A 17,892-nucleotide genomic window follows, 5' to 3' on the forward strand; every position below is an offset into this window, starting at 1 on the left:
GCCCCACCACCACCGTCCCCGCCGGGTCGACGACCGACGGCTCCGGCCCGTTCGGCGCCTCCCCGCACCCGGGCCCGGCCGCCCCCGGCTCGGCCGCCCAGCCGTCCGGCACCGCGAGCAGCTCGCCCAGCGCCGGCGCGAGCAGCGTCCGCGCGGACGGCGGGACGACCCCGCCAGCCACGGCCCCCAGCACCGGGAACGGCCCGATCATCCCGCTCTGCACCCGCGGCGACCTCGGCCAGGGCGCGGCCCAGGTCGGGTCGGCCGACGCCGACGGGCGGATCTACGGGTGGTTCGCCGTGACCAACGTCTCCGGGCGCACCTGCCGGCTCGGCGGGCCGGGCGCGGTCGCGGTGACGGCGGTCACCGGGACGGACCGCAGCCGGATCCGGGTGACCGACCACGTCGCGGGCGACCCGGCCACCGGGCTGCCGCTCGCCGACACGGACCCGCCGGTCCTCGCCCCGCAGGCCGGCTACCGGGTGCCGTTCGCCTGGATCCCCGACCCGGTCTGTCCGACCAGCGGCCAGGGCACCGCCACGCCCGCGCCGACCGGCGGAACCGGCACGAACCAGGCCTCGCTCACCACCCAGGCCCCCGCGGCGTCCGGTGCCCCCGCGTCCGGCGCGTCGGCGGCGCCCACGTCGAACCCGCAGGTCACCGCGTCGCCGTCGGCGGGCCCGACCACCGCGCCCACCCCCACGAGCAGCCCGACCCCGAACCCGACCGTCTCCAGCCCGCCGTCCGCCACCATCGCGCACACCCCGGCCCCGGGCAGCCCGTCGGCAGCCACGGCGCTGCTGCCGGGCGCGTGCGCGGGCACGGTGTACCGGGGCGGCCTGCAAGCGGTGGGCGGACCGTCGGCACAGCCGTCGGGGACGTCGACGCCCGGCTAGCCGGAGGCCGGGCCAGGGGCCCGGGAACCGGACCTTCCGGGGCGGTGCCGGCCACCCTGTGGTCGGAGGGCGTGTGAAGAGTGGTTACCGTGGGGGGTGTGTACCGGTTCCTCCTCACTCCGCGCTGGCTCGGCGGCACCGTGCTGGCCCTGGTGGCCATCGCGGTGTGCCTCTGGCTGGGCTCCTGGCAGCTCGGCCGCTTCGAGGACCGGTTCTCCTCGCACAAGGAGGCCGGCAAGGCGCTCGCCGCCACGAGCGAGACCAGGCCGATCGACGCCCTGCTGACCCCGGCCAGCCCGCAGGTCACCACGGACACCGTCGGCAAGCCCGTGACGGTGCACGGCAGTTACGACTCCGCGCACCAACTCCTCGTCCCCAACCGCACGGTGGACGGCAAGCAGGGCTACTACGTGCTCACCCCGCTGCGCACCGCCGACGGCCACGCCGTCGCCGTCGTGCGCGGCTGGGCCCCCGGCGCGCCCACCGACGCGTCGTCCGCGGCGGTGCCGCCGCCCGGCGGTGAGGTGACCGTCACCGGACGGCTCCAGGCGGGCGAGGCCATCGGCAGCAACGGCGCCGTGGCGGGCGGTCTGCCGGCCGGCCAGCTCGGCACGATCAACCGGGCGGCGCTGCTCAACGTGCTGTCGTACGACGGCTGGTACGACGGCTGGGTCGCCGCCGACGCCGCGCCGGCCGGGCTGACCGAGGTGCCGACGGTCCAGCCGCAGGGCGGCGACGGGCTCACGCTCCGCGCGTTCCAGAACCTGGGCTACACGCTGGAGTGGTTCGTCTTCGCGGGCTTCGTGGTCTTCATGTGGTACCGCCTGCTCCGCCGCGAGGCGGAGGCCGAGCAGGACCGGGCCCTCGGACTGGACCCGGTCCTCGACTGAGGGCGCCTTCACCGGCGGCGGCAGCGCTCGCCGTCGCCTTCGGGAGGCCGTCAGCGTGACGGCTTGCCCGCGGCGGTGGGCGGCGCGGCCGGACGTGACGGCGCCACCGGGGCTGCCGTACCCGTCGGGGCTGCCGGGGCTGCCGGGCCCGTCGGGGCCGCAGGGGAGGGCGCCCCGGACGGGGTCTCCCACGGCGCGAAGGTCGACGGACCGGACGGTGTCGGGGCGGGCGTCGGGCCGTTGTGGCACCGGCCGCGGGCGCCGTACCCGACGGCCGACTCGTGGTGGTCGATGTGGTGGTGCACCGACCGGCCGCCCTTCGGGCCCTTGGACCCCTTCGAGCCGCCGGACCCGCTGGACCCGCTCGACCCGCTCGATCCGCCGGACCCCCCGGTCCCGCCGGATCCCTTGGACCCCGATCCGCCCTTCGAACCGCCGCCCGACGTCGCCAGGTAGGCCGCCGGCACCATCGCCGCCCCGAAGTGCGCGCTCGCGGGCGTCGCCGGGGAAGGGGAAGCGGCAGGAGCCGTGGCCGTAGTCGTAGCCGCGGCCGTAGCCGGAGGCGTCGCCACGGCCGAAGCCGTCGCGGTGGCCGAGGGGCCGGCCGGCCCCGCAGGGGGAGGGCAGGCCGCCTCGTCGCGGTGCCCGCCGTGGCAGCCGGTGAGCACGAGCGCACCGGCCACCCCCACCCCCGCCAGCGTCAGCCGACGCCTCACACCGACCCCCCGCCCAGGTGGCGCCGGACGAAGTCGATCTCCAGCCGCAGCTGCTTGATCCGCTCCTCCACGACCAGCGACCCGTGCCCGGCGTCGTACCGGTAGACCTCGTGCGGCTTGCCGAGCCGCTCCAGCCGCTCGACGTAGTTCTCGATCTGCCGGATCGGGCAGCGCGGGTCGTTGACCCCGGCGCTGATGTAGACCGGCACCCGCACCTGCTCGACGTACGTGAGCGGCGACGACGCCGTGAAGCGCTCCGGGACCTCCTCCGGCGTGCCGCCGAAGAGGGTGCGGTCGAGCGACTTGAGCGCCTCCATCTCGTCGGCGTACGCGGTGGGGTAGTCCGCGACGGGCACGGCGGCGACGCCGAGCGCCCAGAGCTCCGGCTGCACGCCGATGCCGAGCAGGGTCAGGTACCCGCCCCAGCTGCCGCCGGTGAGCACCAGCCGGGCCGGGTCGGCGAGGCCGCTCGTGACCGCCCACTCCCGGACGGCCGCGATGTCCTCCAGCTCGATCAGGCCGACGCGCTCGCGCAGGGCGTCCGTCCAGGCCTGGCCGTAGCCGGTGGAGCCGCGGTAGTTGACCCGGACCACCGCGAAGCCGTGGTCGAGCCAGGCGGCCGGGCCGGCGGCGAAGGAGTCGCTGTCGTGGTGCGTCGGGCCGCCGTGGACCTCGAACACGGTCGGGAACGGGCCCTCGCCGGCCCCGGCGGGCCGCTGCACCAGCGCGTGGACGCGCCCGCCGGGCCCGTCCACCCACACGTCCTCGACCGGGATCGAGCCGGGCGGCACCGGGCCGGGCGCGCGCAGGACGACCGTCCCCGCGGTGGAGCGGACGGCGGACGGCTCGGCGGCGGAGGACCAGAGGTACTCGACGGTCCCGTCCGGGCGGGCGGTCGCGCCGCCGACGGTGCCGCGCGGGGTGTCGAGGCGGGTCAGCCGGCCGTCGGCGAGCGAGTACGAGAACAGCTCGCTGCGCGCCTCGTACTCGTGCTCGACGAGCAGGGCCTCGGCGCCCGGGCGCCACTGCGCGGAGACGTCGCCGGGCAGTTCGCGGCCCTGCTCGTCGCGCAGCGGGAGGGCGGTCTCGGCGCCGGTGGCGACGTCCCAGATCATCGGCTCCCAGCGGCCGGTGCGCTGGTGGGCGACGAGCAGGCGGGTGTCGCCCTCGACCGGGGCGAAGCCGAGGCAGGCGACGCCGCGCGGCTCGTCCCGGCCGGTCACCTCGTCGAGCTCGGCGACGGTCTCGATGCCCGCGCCCCCGGCGCCGCCGCCGGGGAGCAGGCGCACGACCCGGATCGCGGAGTGCATCGCGTCGCCGTGCTCGGTGTGGTCGATCGCGAGCAGGGTGCCGTCGTGGCTGAGGTCGCCGACGCCGCCGTACTCCTCGTGCCGGTAGATCTCGACGGCCTCGGCGGCACCGGGGCGGCGCAGGTGCAGGGTGGTGCCGTGCTCGTCGGTGGAGCGGCCGACGACCACGGTGCCGTCGCGGCCGAGGGCCAGGCCGGCCGAGTAGGAGGGCTCCAGGCCGGGCACGGCCTCCTCGTCGGGGCCGCCGGCGAACGGCTGGCGGCGCCAGACGCCGAACTCGTCGCCGTCGTGGTCGTCGAACCACCACACCGCGTCGCCGTCGGGGGACAGCTCGGCGTCGGTGGTGCCGTTCGGGCGGTCGGTGACCTGCCGGTGGGTGCCGGTCGCGCGGTCCCAGGCGTAGACCTCGTAGGTGCCGGTCGCGTTGGACACGTACAGCGCCCGGTCGGGGGCGTCCTCGGCCCAGTCCGGCAGGGACACCCGGGCCGCGCGGAACCGCTGCTCCCACGCCGGGACGGCGCTCTTATCCTCGCTCATCCGACCATCCAACCCGATCGGGGGGAAGGAGTGGAACGGGCGGGTGGGTTTCGGGCCGTCCGGCCGGTGACGGCCGTCCGCCGGGGTCGCGCGGGGGTTCGGGTACCGGACGTCGGCGTCAGTTCCCTTGGCCCGGTTCCGTGCTGTGCTCGCGTCGTTCCTGCGCCGGTTCCGTGTTCCCGGATCCCCGGATCCCCGGATCCCCGGATCCCCGGATCCCCGGGGACACGTAACCGGCACCCGCCACGGCGGTTCAGGCGCCCGGGACGCGGTCCAGGAAGCCGAACACCGAGGCGATCCGCCCGTCCGGGCCGGCCGCCAGGACGTCGAAGCCGATCACGATCGGCTCGGCGCCGGCCGGGCCGAGGTTCCAGGTGAACCGGGCGATGTCGTGGTGCGCGTCCACCGGGCCGAGGGTGAACTCCAGCCCGGGGAATTGGGCCTGGGCGGCGCCGATCAGCGCGTCGATCGACTCCCGGCCGGTCACCGCGGCCAGCGGGTCGGTGTAGCGGCCGTCCTCGGCCCACACCTCGTCGATCAGCTTGCGGCGGGCGGCCGGGTCGGTCTCGTTCCAGACCGCGAGGTAGCGCTCGGCGAGCTGCTGCAGGGCGGCGGTGGTGATCTCGGTCATCGTCTTCTCCCTTGTCCCGGTGGGGGGTTGGCGGGTCGTTCCCGCTGCTCACAAAGGTAGGGACGGACGGGCGCGCGCGAATCCGTCACGTATGGGTAGGGGGGTACGTACGTTCGCCGGTCACCGTCCGCCGGGGGTGGGTAGGGTCGGAGCCATGCTGTACGGGAGGGAACGCGAGCAGGCCGTCGTGGACGGGCTGTTGGACGGGGCGCGGGACGGCCGCAGTGGGGTGCAGCTGCTGGCCGGGGAGGCCGGGATCGGCAAGACGGCCCTGCTGGACCACGCGGTCGCGGCGGCGGGGGACGGATTCCGGGTGATCCGCGCCGCCGGTGTCGAGCACGAGGCCGAACTGCCCTTCGCCGGGCTGAGTCTGCTGCTCGCGCCCGGCCTCGACCGGCTGCCCACGCTGCCCGGCCCGCAACGCCTCGCGCTGGAGGCGGTGTTCGGCCTCACCGCGGAGCCCGTTCCCACCGGCCGCCTGCTCACCGGGCTCGCCACGCTCGGGCTGCTCGCCGAACTCGCCTCCGACCGGCCGCTGTTGTGCGTCGTCGACGACGTCCAATGGCTCGACCGCGCCTCGTGGGACGCCCTCCTGCTCGCCGCCCGCCGCCTCCAGGCCGAAGGCGTCGTGCTCCTGCTCGCCGCCCGTACGGACGGTGCCGCCCCGGACGCCCAACTCGGCCTTCCCGAACTGACGTTGGAGCCCCTCGCCGAGGGCGACGCCACCAGGCTGCTCACCCACCGCGCCGGCCCGGACCTGCCCGCCCCCGTACGCCGGCGGCTGCTCGCCGAGGCGGCCGGCAACCCCCTCGCGCTCACCGAACTCCCCGTCAACGGAGCCGAGACGGCCACACCGGGCAGCCTCCCGCTCACCAGCCGGCTCCTCATCGCCTTCCACGGCCAGGTCACCGGCCTGCCCGCCGCCACCCAGACGCTGCTCCTCGCCGCGGCCGTCGAGGAGCACGGCGAACTCGACGTCGTCCTGCCCGCCGCCGAACTCCTCGGCGTCGGCGCCGAACACCTCGCCCCCGCCGAGGAGTCGGGCCTGGTGACGGTCGCCCCCGACCGCCGGATCGCGTTCCGCCACCCGCTCCTGCGCGCCGCCGTCCTCCAGCGCGCGCCGCACCTCCAGCGCCTGGCCGCCCACCGGGCCCTCGGCGCGGCCCTGCCCGACGGCGACCGCCGCACCTGGCACCTCGCCCTCGCCGCCACCGCCCCCGACGCCGAACTCGCCGACGCGCTCGAACGCACCGCCGTCCGCGCCGGATCCCGCGGCGCCCACGGCGGCGCCGCCGCGGCCTACGAACGCGCCGCCCGGCTCACCCCCGACCGCGACGCCGCCACCCGCCGCCTCGTCCTCGCCGCCGAAGCCGCCACCGAGGAAGGCAAGCTGGCGCACGCCGAGGCGCTCGCCGACCAGGCCGCCGCCCGTACCGACAGCGTCCTCGCGCACGCGCTGCTCGACCACGTCCGGGCCACCGCCCACTTCTGGCGCGGCTCCTACCCGACCGCCTACCGCCTGCTGCTCGACGCCGCCGGCACCGCCGTCGAACCGCCGCACGCCGCCCGCATGCTGTTCCAGGCCTTCCACGCCGCCTGGTACGCGGGCGAGGAGCCGGTGGCCGCCGTCCTCGACCGCCTCGCCGCCCTCCCGCTCGCCGACGACGAACCGCTCGCCCCGCTCGCCCGCCACCTGACGGCCGCCGTCCTCCCGGCCCTCGGCCGGCCCGCGGGGCCGCTGCCCACCGCCCGCGCCACCGCCGGCGCCGCCCGCGCGGCCGGCGCCGACACCCCGGCCGACCTCGTCCAGGTGTGCGGCGCCACCCTCGTCCTCGGCCGGGACGACGAGACCGCCGAACTCGCCGCCGAACTCGTCGCCGAGGCCCGCGCCAAGGGCACCCTCGGCGTGCTGCCCACCCTGGGGTTCTTCCTCGCCGAGGCCGAGCTCTTCCACGGCCGCCACCGCGACGCCGAGGTCACCGCGACCGAGGCCCTCGACCTCGCCCGCGACACCGGCCAGCACCAGTGGGTCAGCCAACTCACCGCCCTGCTCGCCCACCTGGCCGCCCTCGCCGGCGCCACCGACACCTGCACCGGCCTCGCCGCCGAAGCCCTCGCCACCACCGGACCGCAGAGCGCCGCCCCCGCCTCCGGCGAACCCTGGGCCCACTGGGCGCTCGCCCTCCACGACCTCGGCCACGGCCGGGCCGGCGACGCCGCCGACCGCCTGAACACCCTCACCACCGGCCGCTACCGGCACCACGTCAGCGCCACCCGGGCCGTCCCCGACCTCGTCGAGGCCGCCGTCCGCCTCGGCACCCCCGACCGCGCCGCCGAGCCCTACGAACGCTTCGCCCGCTGGAGCGCCGCCGCCGGCCGCCCGTGGACCGAGGCCCTCCGGCTACGCTGCCAGGCCCTCCTCGGCCCCGACGAGCTCGCAGAATCCGCCTACCGCGCCGCCCTCGACCTGCACGAGGGCACCCACCGCCCCTTCGAGCAGGCCCGCACCGCCCTCCTCTACGGCGAGTGGCTCCGCCGCGCCCGCCGCCGCACCGACGCCCGCCCGCACCTGCGCGCCGCCCTGGAAACCTTCGACCGCCTCGCCGCCCACCCCTGGGCCACCCGCGCCCGCACCGAACTCACCGCCACCGGCACCACCGCCCCCACCCCGGCAGCCCCCGACTCCCCGCTGGCGGCCCTCACCCCCCAAGAACTCCAGATAGCCCGCCTGGCAGCCCGCGGCCTCACCAACCGCGACATCGCCGCCCAACTCTTCCTGAGCCCCCGCACCGTCGGCCACCACCTCTACAAGGCCTACCCCAAACTGGGCATCACCTCCCGAACCGCCCTCACCACCCTGCTTTGACCCCCCTCACGAGGCCACCCCAAAGGCCCGAACCCTCCGGCATCAACACGGAGATTCCTGATCGGCCGTCACACGGCCCATGACGGCAGCGGACACAGAAACGCCAGAGGCCCTGCCGGATTTCTCCGGCAGGGCCTCTGCACTGGGTCGGGGTGGCGGGATTTGAACCCACGGCCTCTTCGTCCCGAATGACGTCCGGGACGGCGGCCGACCTGCGCAAGTGTGCGAACGTGCAGGTCAGAGCGTTGGTATCGGTTGGTCTTGCCTCGGCTCAAGTGGCCCCGATCTCAAGAACTTCTCCCAGGATTCTCCCCGGGAGTTCCGTGCCGCGTCGACTTGGGCCTCGTCTGGCCCGGCGGGCTTGGGGCTGGCCCGTCAACGGGTAGGGTCCCCTCCATGTGCAGGCTCGTCCTCATGGACCTCGACGACACGCTGATCAATCGCAGCAGCGCAGTCGCGGATTGGGCCGCCGACTTCTCCGAGGTCCGGCAGCTCTCGGGCGAGGCTGCGCAGATCCTCGCGGATGCGCTTCGGGAACGGGCGACGCTGGAGACGTTCGCGGCCCTCCGGGCGGAGCTTGGTCTGCCGGAGTCGGCGGCGGATCTGTGGGGCGCGTACGTGGCGGGCATTGCCTCACGGGTGGAGTGCCCGCCGGAGACGCTGGCGCGGCTCGACATGCTGAGGGCCGCGGGGTGGTCGGTGGGCGTGTTGACCAATGGTGCGACGGACATCCAGCGGGCCAAGCTCGTGGCAACGGGCATTCTCGACAGGGTGGACGCGGTGTGCATCTCTGAGGAAGCCGGCGCTCGGAAGCCCGATCCGAGAGCGTTCCGTACGGCTGCCGCCCGGTGTGGGCACGAGCTGTCCCGAGACGTGTGGATGGTCGGGGACAACCTCGAAACGGATATCGCCGGGGCCAGCGCGGCGGGGCTGAGGAGCATTTGGATCACGCCCGGGTTCGCCCCGGTCGTGTCGAACGTGGCACCGGACCATGTCGCCGAGACCCTCATCGAGGCGGCTGACTTCCTGCTCGCGCTCCCGGAGGGCTCTCGATGACCTACCGACCGACTGTTGGGATCCTTCACCCCGGAAGCATGGGCGCCGCCGTGGCCGCCTGCGCCCGACCGAACGCCGAGCACGTGCTGTGGTGCCCGGAGGGCCGAGGCCAGGCCACGGTCGAGCGGGCTGAGGAGGCAGGTCTGGAGCCTGTCAGCTCGCTCGGAGACCTGCTCGCGAAGGCCGACGTCGTTCTCAGCCTCTGCCCGCCGGCCGCCGCTGAGGACGTGGCCCAGGCTGTCGCCGACCACCGCTTCGCCGGCGTCTACGTCGAGGCCAATGCCATCAACCCGGAGCGGGCTCGGCGCATCGCCGAACTCGTGGGGACCACCGCGCGTGCAGTGATTGATGGCGCCATCATCGGCTCGCCGCCGGTCGGGAGCAAGCGGACCCGGCTGTACCTCTCCGGGGCGGAGAGCGCTGTCGCGCTGGTGGAAGGGCTCTTTTCCGGGAGCGCAGTGTCGACTCCGGTGCTGGGGACGGAGATCGGGCAGGCGTCGGCGCTGAAGTTGGCGTACAGCTCGTATCAGAAGGCATCCCGCGTGCTGGCAGCGGTTGCCTTCGGCGCGGCGCGCGCGCACGGCGTTGACGACGCACTGCTCGATGTCGCCGGCAAGCGGCAGGGCAGCTATCTGGTGGAGACTGGCTACATCGCCAAGACCGCCGCCCGAGCCTGGCGTTGGGGTCCTGAGATGGACGAGGCCGCCGACATGCTGTCCGCCGTCGGGTTGCCCGACGAAGTACTGCGTGCGGTGTCGCAGACCCTCGCCCGGTGGGACGACAGCAAGGGCCTCGCCGAGCTGACGCCCGACGAGGCCCTTGACCGTCTCACTCGGCCGTAGAGGCCGAGGCATCGCTACCGGCCGCCGCCGACGTGGTCTCGCGACAGCAGGTTGTTGATCAGCCGTGCCGCCTCGGCCGGCTCGACGCTGCCAGTGTCCACCGTGAGGTCCCACACCTGCCCAGGATGGGCATCGACATCGGCCTGCGTGGCATCCCACGCGGACAGCCGATCCGCGGTGTCGGCGTCGCCACGTCCGACTGATCGGGACGCCGTCGCCTCACGCGAGCACCAGAGCAGCACAACGGACCAGCCGGCCGGGTAGCCCTTGGTGAGCGCGTTGATGCCCTCAACCTGGCCCAGGTGCACGACCGGGATGCCCGCCGTGAACGCCTCATCCATCCCCGGACGGTCGATCACGTACGTGTTGCCGTACCGGTGGTTCTGATAGATGACGTCGCCGGCCGCCGCCAGTCCGGCCAGTTGCTCGGCAGTGCCCATGCGGTAGCCGGTCGACTTCCCGGAGCCGACCTTGAGCCGCGAGAAGGGCCGGTAGGCCGAGCTGATCTCTTGAAGTGCCCGAGTGACAGTGTCTTTCCCGGCAGCGGGCGGGCCGTACAGGATGAGGCCGCGCGCGGTCACAGCCCACCTCCGCTCAGCGCGTCGCGAGCCTGGTCGGCGGCGGCGATTGCCGCGCCGAGGCGGTTATCGACCACGAAGTGTGGGCCTTGGGGGCGGAGTTCCAGATCGATCGTTTCTAGGTACTCCTCCCATGCCTGCACCTTCCAGGCGTCCCGGGCCGCGCCTCGGAACTCGACGTACTCCCGCATCGAATCAGGGTCACACTCGACCCAGATGGCAGCCACGGTGGCGCGCTTCGCCTTGCAGCGGTTATAGAAACGCTGCATCCAGTCGGCTTGCGAGAACTCCGCCAGAAACGGCGCGTCAAGGATCACCGAAGTGCCGCAGTCGACGTTGTCCCACGCGGATTCCATGAGGCAGCGATATTCGAGCGGCCTGACCTTCTCGCGGTAGAGCTCGGAGCTTCGATCATTCGCCTCTCCGCCGAGTGCCATCAAAAGCTGATCGACCAGTGGGCGCGTCAAAGAATCCTTGTCGAGCACTGGCCATCCGGTGAGTCGGCCGAGGAATTTGGCGAATTCACTCTTCCCGGAACCGGCATATCCGCCGACCAGAAGAATCATTGGGCCAGCGTTCTCGTCGTCGTTCCGACGCTTCCACTCGTCGATGACGCGAGTGCGGAACGCCTCTGCATCCACGCTGTCCGAGCCCTCACGGATGCTGCCGAGGGCCTCGCGGATCGCCTGGCTCAGATCCGGGGTATTTCCTGCTGCTGCACGCTGATTGGGCACCGTGGTGACCTCTCCGGGGAGTGGTCGGCGAAAGCCCAGGTCCGCCTCGTTCATTCGATAGAGCAGGCAATAGGCGCGGCGGTAGTCGGGGCGCGGGTACGCGGAACCTTTCTCGTGCGCCCAGACGGTCTGAAAGTTGGCCGCAAGGCTGAACTTGTGCCGCTCGCCGATTTTCCGAAGCTCCTCGCCGACTTCCTCTAGGGTCAGTTCATGGGACTCCCTGACCTTCTTTAGAATTGCCGGATTCCATCCTGGGCGTTGCCGAGCCATATTCCCCTCCTAGGAAACTGCTCGTGCCGCGAGTGTAGCGGCTCGTTGAGTCACCCGAAAATCGCGATAGAAGTCGTGATAGTAGTCGTGTAAGGATCCGCCGCCGAATGCCGGTAAGGATCCGTGATACAGATCTCGTGCCGTCGGGTGTGAACTGATTCCTGTCCACACCAGGAGGCATCAGTGAAGCGTCACCCGCCCCGATGCGCAGACGGGCGACCGCGGCAAAGCCGCGATCCCCTGAACCCCCCGCCGGCCTGTCACCGGGCCTCAAGCTCCGCGACTCGGGCTTGCAGGTCCCGAAGCTCGCCGCGAACCTCTGCGAGCTCGCGCCGAAGCTGCCCTGCCTCGCTGCCCGCGACGGCAGCAGCCTTCGACTCCGCACCCTCAGTCAGGAAGGCCGCCTTGCCCTGGTGGCTCACGACGAGCCCCGTCTCGCGCAGGTGGCCGACAGCGGCACGCGCAACGGTTGGGCTCACGTCGTAGTAGGCCTGGAGCTTCGCCAACGACGGGATCTTCCCGTCGGCAGCGAACTCGCCCTTCGCGATCCGTGCGCAAAGGTCATCGGCCACCTGTCGATAGGCGGACTTCTCGCCGGTCCACTCGACCATCACCACTCCACATTCCTCTGCGTCTCTGCCTCATAGTGCCGCACCCTCCGGCCGGAACCAATGCTTCCGCATGTCGCCTGGCCGATGGGCTTGCCAACTCTGCTTCTCTGCCTCACAGTGTTCTGTGTGGCAGAGAGAACAAAGTTCTCGCAAGCCTCGCTATTCCTGCACGTCAACGGCCATTAGGGCCGGATCTGTCGCCCCAGCGAGACCGGGCGACGCGGAGGGGCCTTCTAAGGGCTGCTCTGAACTGCGCAAGGGCGCTCTGGAGAGCGGTGAAGCAACCGCTCGAAGGGTCGCCCGAGTTGAGGCGGAGGACGCTGCAATCTCCGCAAAGGCCAGGGGACAGGGGCTCCAGCCCCGACTGGCGAGGTGGCCCGGTGACCGCGAGCAACGGCCGGAGGGTGGGGGCGTGGCCCCCCTTGCAGTGCGTTTCCCTTGCCCGCTCGACCGAAGGAGGTGTCTCGATGAAACCGATTGACCGCAAGAGACATAGGTCGCCTCGCCGTGCCAGCGGCCGGTGAGGCTTCGACCAGCGCTCACGGTGCCCGGCGTGCCGCCGTTTCGGCGGCGGTACGTCGGGCTTCCGCGGACGCTCGTCGGTGTCCGATCCCTACACGGCTGCGGCCCCGGTGGTGGTGCACCGGGGCCGCTCAGGGCCGTCCGAGTGAAGGAACGCGACCCATGAAACTGATTGTCGCGGGGCAGGACGCGGTGACGCCGGACGAGTTCGCCGAACTCGCCTTCGGCTTCGGCATCGACGCTGAGCTGTTCACCGGCACGGAGAACGAGACGCCCGAGGACCGCCTGGCCCGGCTCGACGTCGCCCGGGAGATCCTGCGGGACCTGGACGGGCCGGCCGCCCGGTTCGCGTCCGGGCTGATGCGTACGGCCGAGCGCCGCCGGGTGCTCGCCTGGAGGGCCGCCGCATGAGCCTTCGCCGCACCCTGTACTTCACCGGTACCCGTGCCCCGCACCGCAGCACCCGCCCGCTCGTTGTCCGGCTCGCCGAGTACCGGCCGGCCCCGGACAGCGACCTGCGCGGCGCCGCCTGCGCCGGCGTCGACTCCGACCTCTTCTACCCGGAGCCGGACGAGGACGACGACGCCCCGGCGGACAAGTGGGCCGAGCGCCGCGCCAAGATGATCTGCGCTGGGTGCCCGGTGCGCACGATGTGCCTGGAACTGGCCCTGGAGAGGTTCGAGAAGCACGGCATCTTCGGCGGGCTGAACGCCCGCGAGCGCGCCAACCTGCACCAGCGACGACTCCGGGCCACGGCCCGCGAGCGGCGCGCCGCCGGGGGTGCTCACTGATGAACGCCCTGATGCTCACCGCGCTCACGACGCGCTCACCGCGTGCCGGGTGGTGGTCGCGGTGAAGGCGCCGATGAGCCCCGATCAGATCCGTTCGGCTGAGAAGGCGTTGGCCGTGGGGACGTGGACGATCACGCTGGGCGCGGTCCTGTACAGCGTGCTCACGGTGACGCCTCTGATGTCCGGGCACTCCCCGAAGGGCTGGGAGTGGACGGCGCCGGTCCTGCCGCTCGTCGTGGACGCGGCGGTAGTGATCGTGGTCCGCATGGACAGCACCCTCGCCCGCCTCGGCGGCGACGGCGGCCGGTGGCCGAGCGTGCTGCGCTGGATGACCGGCGCCATGACGGTGCTGCTCAACGTGGGTCAGTCCGCCCTGAACCACGACAAGGTCGGGGTGGCGGTCCACGCCGTGGCGCCGCTGCTGCTGATCGTCACGGCGGAAACCTCCCTCGCCTACCGGCGGGCGATCGCCGCCGCGCTGGCCGCCCGTGAAGCCCGTGAGCACGGTGAGCGGGCCGAGCGCGAGCGCCGCGCGGAGGAGCGCCGCCGGCAGGACCGCGAGGACCGGATGGCCGAGCAGGACCGGGCCGACAAGGCCGAGCGTGAGCGCCGTGAGCACGACGTGCGGATGGCCCGTGAGGAGCGTGAGCACGCCGAGCGCATGGGCCGCGAGGAGCGCGAGGAGAGGGCCCGCCGCGAGGCAGCCGACCGCGACGAACAGCGGCGCCGCGAGGACGCCGAGCGGCGTGATCGTGAGCGTCGTGAGCGCGCCGTGAGCGAGCGTGAGCGCCGTGAGCGTGAGCGTGAGCAGAAGGCCGAGCAGGACGTCGAGCAGCTTCGGCAGGAACTCCTCTCGGCCCCGGCCGTGGCCGAGCGCCTGCCCGAGGACCAGGCCCGGTTGAAGATCCTGACCGCCGTTGCGCTCCGGATCCCGCAGCGCCGGGCGGTCGAGCTGACCGGCTGGTCGGTCGGCTGGGTCGCCGCCCGCTACCAGGAACTCCGCTCCGTCCGCCCGGAGCACCCCGCCCTGCACGCCGTGCACACCACCGACGAAGAGACCACCCCGGCCGCTGAGGAGCAGGCATCGTGACCACCACCACCGAGACCCACACCACCGCCGGCACCCAGATCAACGCCGTCGGCGCCTTGATGTCCCTGTTCTCGGCCCACGCCGGCCTGCCCGCGGCCAGGATCACCAGCGAGCGCGTCGTCACCGCCGAGCGCGACCCGTCGGGCGCCCTGGTCTGTGCCTGGGGGCTGGCCCTCGGCTTCCACAGCGTCACCGCCCTCGCCGACTTCGAGCAGTGGCGCCACGCCCTCGGCATCGACCCGGCCGCCGTCGAGCACGAGACCACGGGCACCTTCGCCTGGCTCATCGTCACCACCACTCACGCCGGGACCCCGTTGACGCTGGTCGGCTACTACACGCTGGCCCAGGCCGCCGCGAGCGACGAGCGGTGAGCCGCCCCCGTCACTGGGACCCCGACGGGTCCCGCCACGGCGGCATGCCCACCTACCCGTGGCGGATGGCGCCGCGTGGCCTCTTCACCCGCCGTCAGCTCCGCGCCCGGGGCCTGCGCCCCGGCGGGCAAGACGTCGCCGCGCAGATCATGTGGTGCTCCCGCTTCGGCGGGACCCGTCCCGCCTACCTCTACCGGCTCGACCGGGCCAAGCCCGTGCAGCCGATGACCCCCGCGAAGGCCGCCGCCCTCGCCAAGGCCAACGCCGCCCGCCGCCTCTGCCCGCAGTGCGGGCACGACGCCGGCTACGTGCTCCCCGCGCACCTCGGCACCTGCCTGCCCTGCGCCGACAGCGCCACCCTCGCGGCCTGAACCCCATCCCCTGACCTGCTCGGCCGCCACCTGAGCAAGGAGACCCCTGTCATGAGCACTGACAGCATTCCGGCCCCGTCGCCGGAGTTCGACCAGACCCGCGTCGCGGACGTCTTCCCGCTCCACGGCTTCATGTGCGCCCAGACCACCAACGAGGACGGCACCGTCCGCTGGTGGCACCTGTTCACCCTCGCCGGGCGCTCGCTCGGCTCCACCAACCGGCCCGAGCTGATCGGCGCCCTGCTCCAGCAGACCCGCTGACACCCCCTGAGGAGAAGCCACCATGAGCACCGTCCGCACCTTCCGCGCCACCCACGCGAACAAGCTCGCCCTGCACCTGCCCACCGGCACCGTCCGCGTCAGCGTCGACCCCGCCGCCTCGGCCATCTCCGTCCTGCTCTCCACCGCCGACGACCGCGGCCCCGCCGCCGACGCCGTCAACACCGCGCGGATGTGGGAGGACCACACCCTCACCATCGACGTCCCGGAGACCGCGGGCAACATCACCGCCGTCGGCGGCCGGGGCACCACGGTGATCCAGTCCTTCGGGACCGTCACCGGCAGCGTCACCGGGGTGACGATCGTCAACGGCCGTGTCATCACCGGCGGCGCCGTCACCGTCGACCGCCACCCGGGGACCAGCCCGGTCACCGCGACCGTGATCCTCCCGCCCTCCGCGCTCGGCATGGCCTTCAAGACCATCTCCGCCGACCTCACCACCACCGGCCACATCGCCGTCCTGACCGTCTCCTCCACCTCCGGCGACGTGGACGTCGAATCCGTGAACGCGCTGTCCGTCACCACGGTCTCCGGCAACGTCACCGCCGGGCGCATCGGCACCGACGCCGAGATCCGGACCACCTCCGGCGACGTGCGCATCGACGTCCACGAGGGCCACGCCGCCGACGTCCGCACCGTCTCCGGCGACGTCCGACTCGCCGCCGGCACCCGCGCCACCGGCCGCCTGGGCGTCCGCACGGTCTCCGGCGACATCCGCCTGCACAACACCGCCGGCCTCGACGTCACCGCCCGCACCGTCTCCGGCCTCAAGCGCCAGTACTGACAGGAGAGCAGGCATGTCCGTCACCGAGATCAACATCGTCAGCTTCGGCTACCTCCACGGCGCCCCGCCGCCCGCGCACCTGACGCTGGACCTGCGGGAGCACTTCAACGACCCGGACCGCATCGAGTCCCTGCGCTACCTGACCGCCGAGGCCCTGCCGGTCCGCGCGGCCGTCCTCGCCACCCCCGGCATCCAGGAGCTCATCGCCGGCGCCGCCGCGGTCGCCGATGCGTACGACTCCGGGCCCCAGGCGGCGCCGCTCACGATCGCCGTCGGGTGCGCTGGCGGCCGGCACCGGGCCGCCACGGTGGCCCGCGTCCTCGTCAAGCGCCTCGGCAAGACCGGCGTGCCCGTCCACCTCACCCACCGCGACCTGGCCAAGCCGGTCGTCGAGCACGGAACGAGCCGAGTGTGAACGCCAGCCGAGCGGCCCGCTTCGCCGCCGCCTACGCCCTGCTGCGGGCGGCGGCGGACGTCGCGGACCACTGGATCCAGACCGATCACCAGGCCTCCACCAAGGGCGAGGACGCCGCGGCCGGTCGCCGGGCCTGCGCCGCGCACGTCGCTTCCTACATCGCCACGCAGGCCAGCGTTCTGCTCGGCGGCGCGCGGCTCCTCAGGGTGCGGCTGCGGCCCGGCCCGGTGGCCGCCGCGCTCGCCCTCTCCGCCGCCAGCCACTACGTCGCCGACCGGCGCGATCCCCTGCGCCGCCTCGCGGACGCTACCGGCAAGGGGCGGTTCGTGCGGCTCGCCGACCACGGCATGAACGGGGCCTACTGCCTGGACCAGGCCTGGCACCACGCCTTCGAGACCGCCGCCGCCCTCATCGCCTCCACCTGACCAGCAGTCATGGCCCGGAACCGCCGGTAGCTCGCCAGCATGGCGGCGGTTCCGGGCCTTCCGCCCTCCGCAGAGAACCGGAGCGCCCATCATGTCCGACCCCCCTGCCTCGACGCTGGTCGAGGTCGTTCCCGCCCCCGCGAATCAGCCACCCCCCGCCCCCGTGCCGGACGCCAAGTCCGCGCCCGCGCCGCCGCCCGGTGCGGTGCCCGGGGTGCCGCTGGCGGTGGCCGTCGCCAACGCCCTCGGCGGCCTCGGCGCCGGCGCGCTCTCGCTCGGCGGCCCCGCCCCGCTCGTCGCCGCGGGTGCCGCCGGCGGTGTCGCCGTCGTCGGCGGCCTCGTCCGCCGGGCCCGCAACCGCCGCACCACCACCCCGCGCCCGGCGCCCCGCCAGGCCGCCGCGACCCGATCGGCCGCCGTCGGCCTCGCCTCGGCCCCGCACCGCGGCCCCGCCTGGCACACGGGCGCCACCTATCCGCCCGCGCAGCACCGGCACCCCGCCGGCCACCGCACCACGGGCACCAACTCGACCACCACGACGCCGGGTTACCGCCCCGGAGCCGCCCTCTACGCTCCGCACACCGCAGACCCGAAGGGACCGAGCGCCATGGCGCGAACGGCCGGAACCATCCCCCGCACCACCCGCGGTGGCGGGTCAGCCGCCTCCCGGACGGCCGACACGGTCCCGGGTCAGAGCAGGGCCGGGAGCCCGGCCGGCCGCGGCGGGGGCGGGCTGCGGCACCGCTCCTCCGGGGCCGTACACACCCTGGCCAGGGCCGCTTCCCGCCTGCCGGGCGGCGACGCCTGGGCCGCAGGGGTGCGGGACGAGCGCCGAGCCGTTCGGGATCAGCACCGCGAACATCGACGAACCGCCGTACGACACGAACGGCAGCGGGATGCCCGCCAC

18 protein-coding genes and 2 pseudogenes are annotated in these 17,892 nt (G+C 73.7%); 15 read left to right on the forward strand and 5 right to left on the reverse strand.

Annotated elements, in window-relative coordinates; all coding sequences use genetic code 11:
- Window positions 1-896: pseudogene (locus AB0O00_RS13845) on the forward strand (hypothetical protein); the annotation flags it as partial.
- A gap of 98 nt (window positions 897-994) precedes the next feature.
- Window positions 995-1,786, forward strand: a complete 792-nt coding sequence (locus AB0O00_RS13850) for an SURF1 family protein (RefSeq protein ID WP_363651382.1) — start codon at window positions 995-997, stop codon at window positions 1,784-1,786.
- A 712-nt stretch (window positions 1,787-2,498) separates the two neighbouring features.
- On the opposite strand, the gene AB0O00_RS13855 is transcribed toward AB0O00_RS13850, so the two are convergent.
- Window positions 2,499-4,349, reverse strand: coding sequence for a prolyl oligopeptidase family serine peptidase (locus AB0O00_RS13855; protein ID WP_363651384.1), 1,851 nt, complete (start codon window positions 4,347-4,349; stop codon window positions 2,499-2,501).
- Window positions 4,350-4,602: 253 nt separating this feature from the next.
- Entirely contained in the window at window positions 4,603-4,980 is a 378-nt protein-coding gene (locus AB0O00_RS13860; protein WP_363651386.1) for a nuclear transport factor 2 family protein, read from the reverse strand.
- A gap of 154 nt (window positions 4,981-5,134) precedes the next feature.
- Between AB0O00_RS13860 and AB0O00_RS13865 the strand changes: the two genes are divergently transcribed.
- The 3 genes from AB0O00_RS13865 to AB0O00_RS13875 all read left to right on the forward strand — a co-directional run bounded on the left by AB0O00_RS13865 (window position 5,135) and on the right by AB0O00_RS13875 (window position 9,744).
- Window positions 5,135-7,846 carry an AAA family ATPase gene (locus tag AB0O00_RS13865; protein WP_363651388.1) on the forward strand — a complete coding sequence of 904 codons (2,712 nt, stop codon included), beginning with the start codon at window positions 5,135-5,137 and terminating at the stop codon, window positions 7,844-7,846.
- 414 nt (window positions 7,847-8,260) lie between these two features.
- On the forward strand, window positions 8,261-8,902 hold the full coding sequence (locus tag AB0O00_RS13870; protein WP_363651390.1) for an HAD family hydrolase: 642 nt from the start codon (window positions 8,261-8,263) through the stop codon (window positions 8,900-8,902).
- Window positions 8,899-9,744 carry a DUF1932 domain-containing protein gene (locus tag AB0O00_RS13875; protein WP_363651391.1) on the forward strand — a complete coding sequence of 282 codons (846 nt, stop codon included), beginning with the start codon at window positions 8,899-8,901 and terminating at the stop codon, window positions 9,742-9,744. The genes AB0O00_RS13870 and AB0O00_RS13875 overlap by 4 nt, the downstream gene beginning before the upstream one ends.
- Window positions 9,745-9,758: 14 nt before the next feature.
- Here AB0O00_RS13875 and AB0O00_RS13880 read toward each other — a convergent pair whose 3' ends face one another.
- The 3 genes from AB0O00_RS13880 to AB0O00_RS13890 form a co-directional block, all read right to left on the reverse strand.
- Window positions 9,759-10,325 (reverse strand): guanylate kinase, encoded by a 567-nt coding sequence (locus AB0O00_RS13880; RefSeq protein ID WP_363651393.1) that lies wholly within the window; start codon window positions 10,323-10,325, stop codon window positions 9,759-9,761.
- Window positions 10,322-11,326, reverse strand: a complete 1,005-nt coding sequence (locus tag AB0O00_RS13885; protein WP_363651395.1) for an AAA family ATPase — start codon at window positions 11,324-11,326, stop codon at window positions 10,322-10,324. The genes AB0O00_RS13880 and AB0O00_RS13885 overlap by 4 nt, the downstream gene beginning before the upstream one ends.
- 260 nt (window positions 11,327-11,586) lie before the next feature.
- A complete protein-coding gene (locus AB0O00_RS13890) occupies window positions 11,587-11,937 on the reverse strand; it encodes a winged helix-turn-helix domain-containing protein (RefSeq protein ID WP_363651415.1) in 351 nt (116 codons plus the stop codon).
- 684 nt (window positions 11,938-12,621) lie between these two features.
- Between AB0O00_RS13890 and AB0O00_RS13895 the strand changes: the two genes are divergently transcribed.
- The 10 genes and pseudogenes from AB0O00_RS13895 to AB0O00_RS13940 all read left to right on the forward strand — a co-directional run.
- Window positions 12,622-12,870: a hypothetical protein gene (locus AB0O00_RS13895; protein WP_363651397.1), complete on the forward strand. Its 249-nt coding sequence runs from the start codon at window positions 12,622-12,624 to the stop codon at window positions 12,868-12,870.
- A complete protein-coding gene (locus tag AB0O00_RS13900; RefSeq protein WP_363651399.1) occupies window positions 12,867-13,250 on the forward strand; it encodes a WhiB family transcriptional regulator in 384 nt (127 codons plus the stop codon). Before AB0O00_RS13895 ends, AB0O00_RS13900 begins: the two co-directional genes overlap by 4 nt.
- A 73-nt stretch (window positions 13,251-13,323) precedes the next feature.
- Window positions 13,324-14,340 carry a DUF2637 domain-containing protein gene (locus AB0O00_RS13905; RefSeq protein WP_363651401.1) on the forward strand — a complete coding sequence of 339 codons (1,017 nt, stop codon included), beginning with the start codon at window positions 13,324-13,326 and terminating at the stop codon, window positions 14,338-14,340.
- Window positions 14,337-14,711, forward strand: a complete 375-nt coding sequence (locus tag AB0O00_RS13910) for a hypothetical protein (protein ID WP_363651403.1) — start codon at window positions 14,337-14,339, stop codon at window positions 14,709-14,711. The genes AB0O00_RS13905 and AB0O00_RS13910 overlap by 4 nt, the downstream gene beginning before the upstream one ends.
- A gap of 44 nt (window positions 14,712-14,755) precedes the next feature.
- On the forward strand, window positions 14,756-15,082 hold the full coding sequence (locus AB0O00_RS13915) for an RRQRL motif-containing zinc-binding protein (RefSeq protein ID WP_363651405.1): 327 nt from the start codon (window positions 14,756-14,758) through the stop codon (window positions 15,080-15,082).
- A 51-nt stretch (window positions 15,083-15,133) separates the two neighbouring features.
- Complete coding sequence (locus AB0O00_RS13920; protein ID WP_363651407.1) at window positions 15,134-15,343, forward strand: hypothetical protein; 210 nt, start codon at window positions 15,134-15,136, stop codon at window positions 15,341-15,343.
- A 22-nt stretch (window positions 15,344-15,365) separates the two neighbouring features.
- Window positions 15,366-16,145 carry a DUF4097 family beta strand repeat-containing protein gene (locus AB0O00_RS13925; protein WP_363651409.1) on the forward strand — a complete coding sequence of 260 codons (780 nt, stop codon included), beginning with the start codon at window positions 15,366-15,368 and terminating at the stop codon, window positions 16,143-16,145.
- A gap of 13 nt (window positions 16,146-16,158) precedes the next feature.
- Complete coding sequence (locus tag AB0O00_RS13930) at window positions 16,159-16,560, forward strand: RNase adapter RapZ (RefSeq protein ID WP_363651411.1); 402 nt, start codon at window positions 16,159-16,161, stop codon at window positions 16,558-16,560.
- Complete coding sequence (locus AB0O00_RS13935) at window positions 16,557-16,985, forward strand: hypothetical protein (protein ID WP_363651413.1); 429 nt, start codon at window positions 16,557-16,559, stop codon at window positions 16,983-16,985. The genes AB0O00_RS13930 and AB0O00_RS13935 overlap by 4 nt, the downstream gene beginning before the upstream one ends.
- Window positions 16,986-17,076: 91 nt before the next feature.
- Window positions 17,077-17,892, forward strand: a pseudogene (locus tag AB0O00_RS13940) (hypothetical protein); the annotation flags it as partial.

The sequence above is a fragment of the Kitasatospora sp. NPDC093558 genome, assembly GCF_040683475.1.
Lineage (GTDB): Bacteria > Actinomycetota > Actinomycetes > Streptomycetales > Streptomycetaceae > Kitasatospora.

Bases quoted from the DNA above. Each gene is read 5' to 3' on its own strand.
- AB0O00_RS13855 (WP_363651384.1), bottom strand. From the start codon at position 4,349: ATGAGCGAGGATAAGAGCGCCGTCCCGGCGTGGGAGCAGCGGTTCCGC.
- AB0O00_RS13860 (WP_363651386.1), bottom strand. From the start codon at position 4,980: ATGACCGAGATCACCACCGCCGCCCTGCAGCAGCTCGCCGAGCGCTAC.
- AB0O00_RS13865 (WP_363651388.1), top strand. From the start codon at position 5,135: ATGCTGTACGGGAGGGAACGCGAGCAGGCCGTCGTGGACGGGCTGTTG.
- AB0O00_RS13870 (WP_363651390.1), top strand. From the start codon at position 8,261: ATGGACCTCGACGACACGCTGATCAATCGCAGCAGCGCAGTCGCGGAT.
- AB0O00_RS13875 (WP_363651391.1), top strand. From the start codon at position 8,899: ATGACCTACCGACCGACTGTTGGGATCCTTCACCCCGGAAGCATGGGC.
- AB0O00_RS13885 (WP_363651395.1), bottom strand. From the start codon at position 11,326: ATGGCTCGGCAACGCCCAGGATGGAATCCGGCAATTCTAAAGAAGGTC.
- AB0O00_RS13890 (WP_363651415.1), bottom strand. From the start codon at position 11,937: ATGGTCGAGTGGACCGGCGAGAAGTCCGCCTATCGACAGGTGGCCGAT.
- AB0O00_RS13895 (WP_363651397.1), top strand. From the start codon at position 12,622: ATGAAACTGATTGTCGCGGGGCAGGACGCGGTGACGCCGGACGAGTTC.
- AB0O00_RS13900 (WP_363651399.1), top strand. From the start codon at position 12,867: ATGAGCCTTCGCCGCACCCTGTACTTCACCGGTACCCGTGCCCCGCAC.
- AB0O00_RS13905 (WP_363651401.1), top strand. From the start codon at position 13,324: ATGAGCCCCGATCAGATCCGTTCGGCTGAGAAGGCGTTGGCCGTGGGG.
- AB0O00_RS13915 (WP_363651405.1), top strand. From the start codon at position 14,756: ATGCCCACCTACCCGTGGCGGATGGCGCCGCGTGGCCTCTTCACCCGC.
- AB0O00_RS13920 (WP_363651407.1), top strand. From the start codon at position 15,134: ATGAGCACTGACAGCATTCCGGCCCCGTCGCCGGAGTTCGACCAGACC.
- AB0O00_RS13925 (WP_363651409.1), top strand. From the start codon at position 15,366: ATGAGCACCGTCCGCACCTTCCGCGCCACCCACGCGAACAAGCTCGCC.
- AB0O00_RS13930 (WP_363651411.1), top strand. From the start codon at position 16,159: ATGTCCGTCACCGAGATCAACATCGTCAGCTTCGGCTACCTCCACGGC.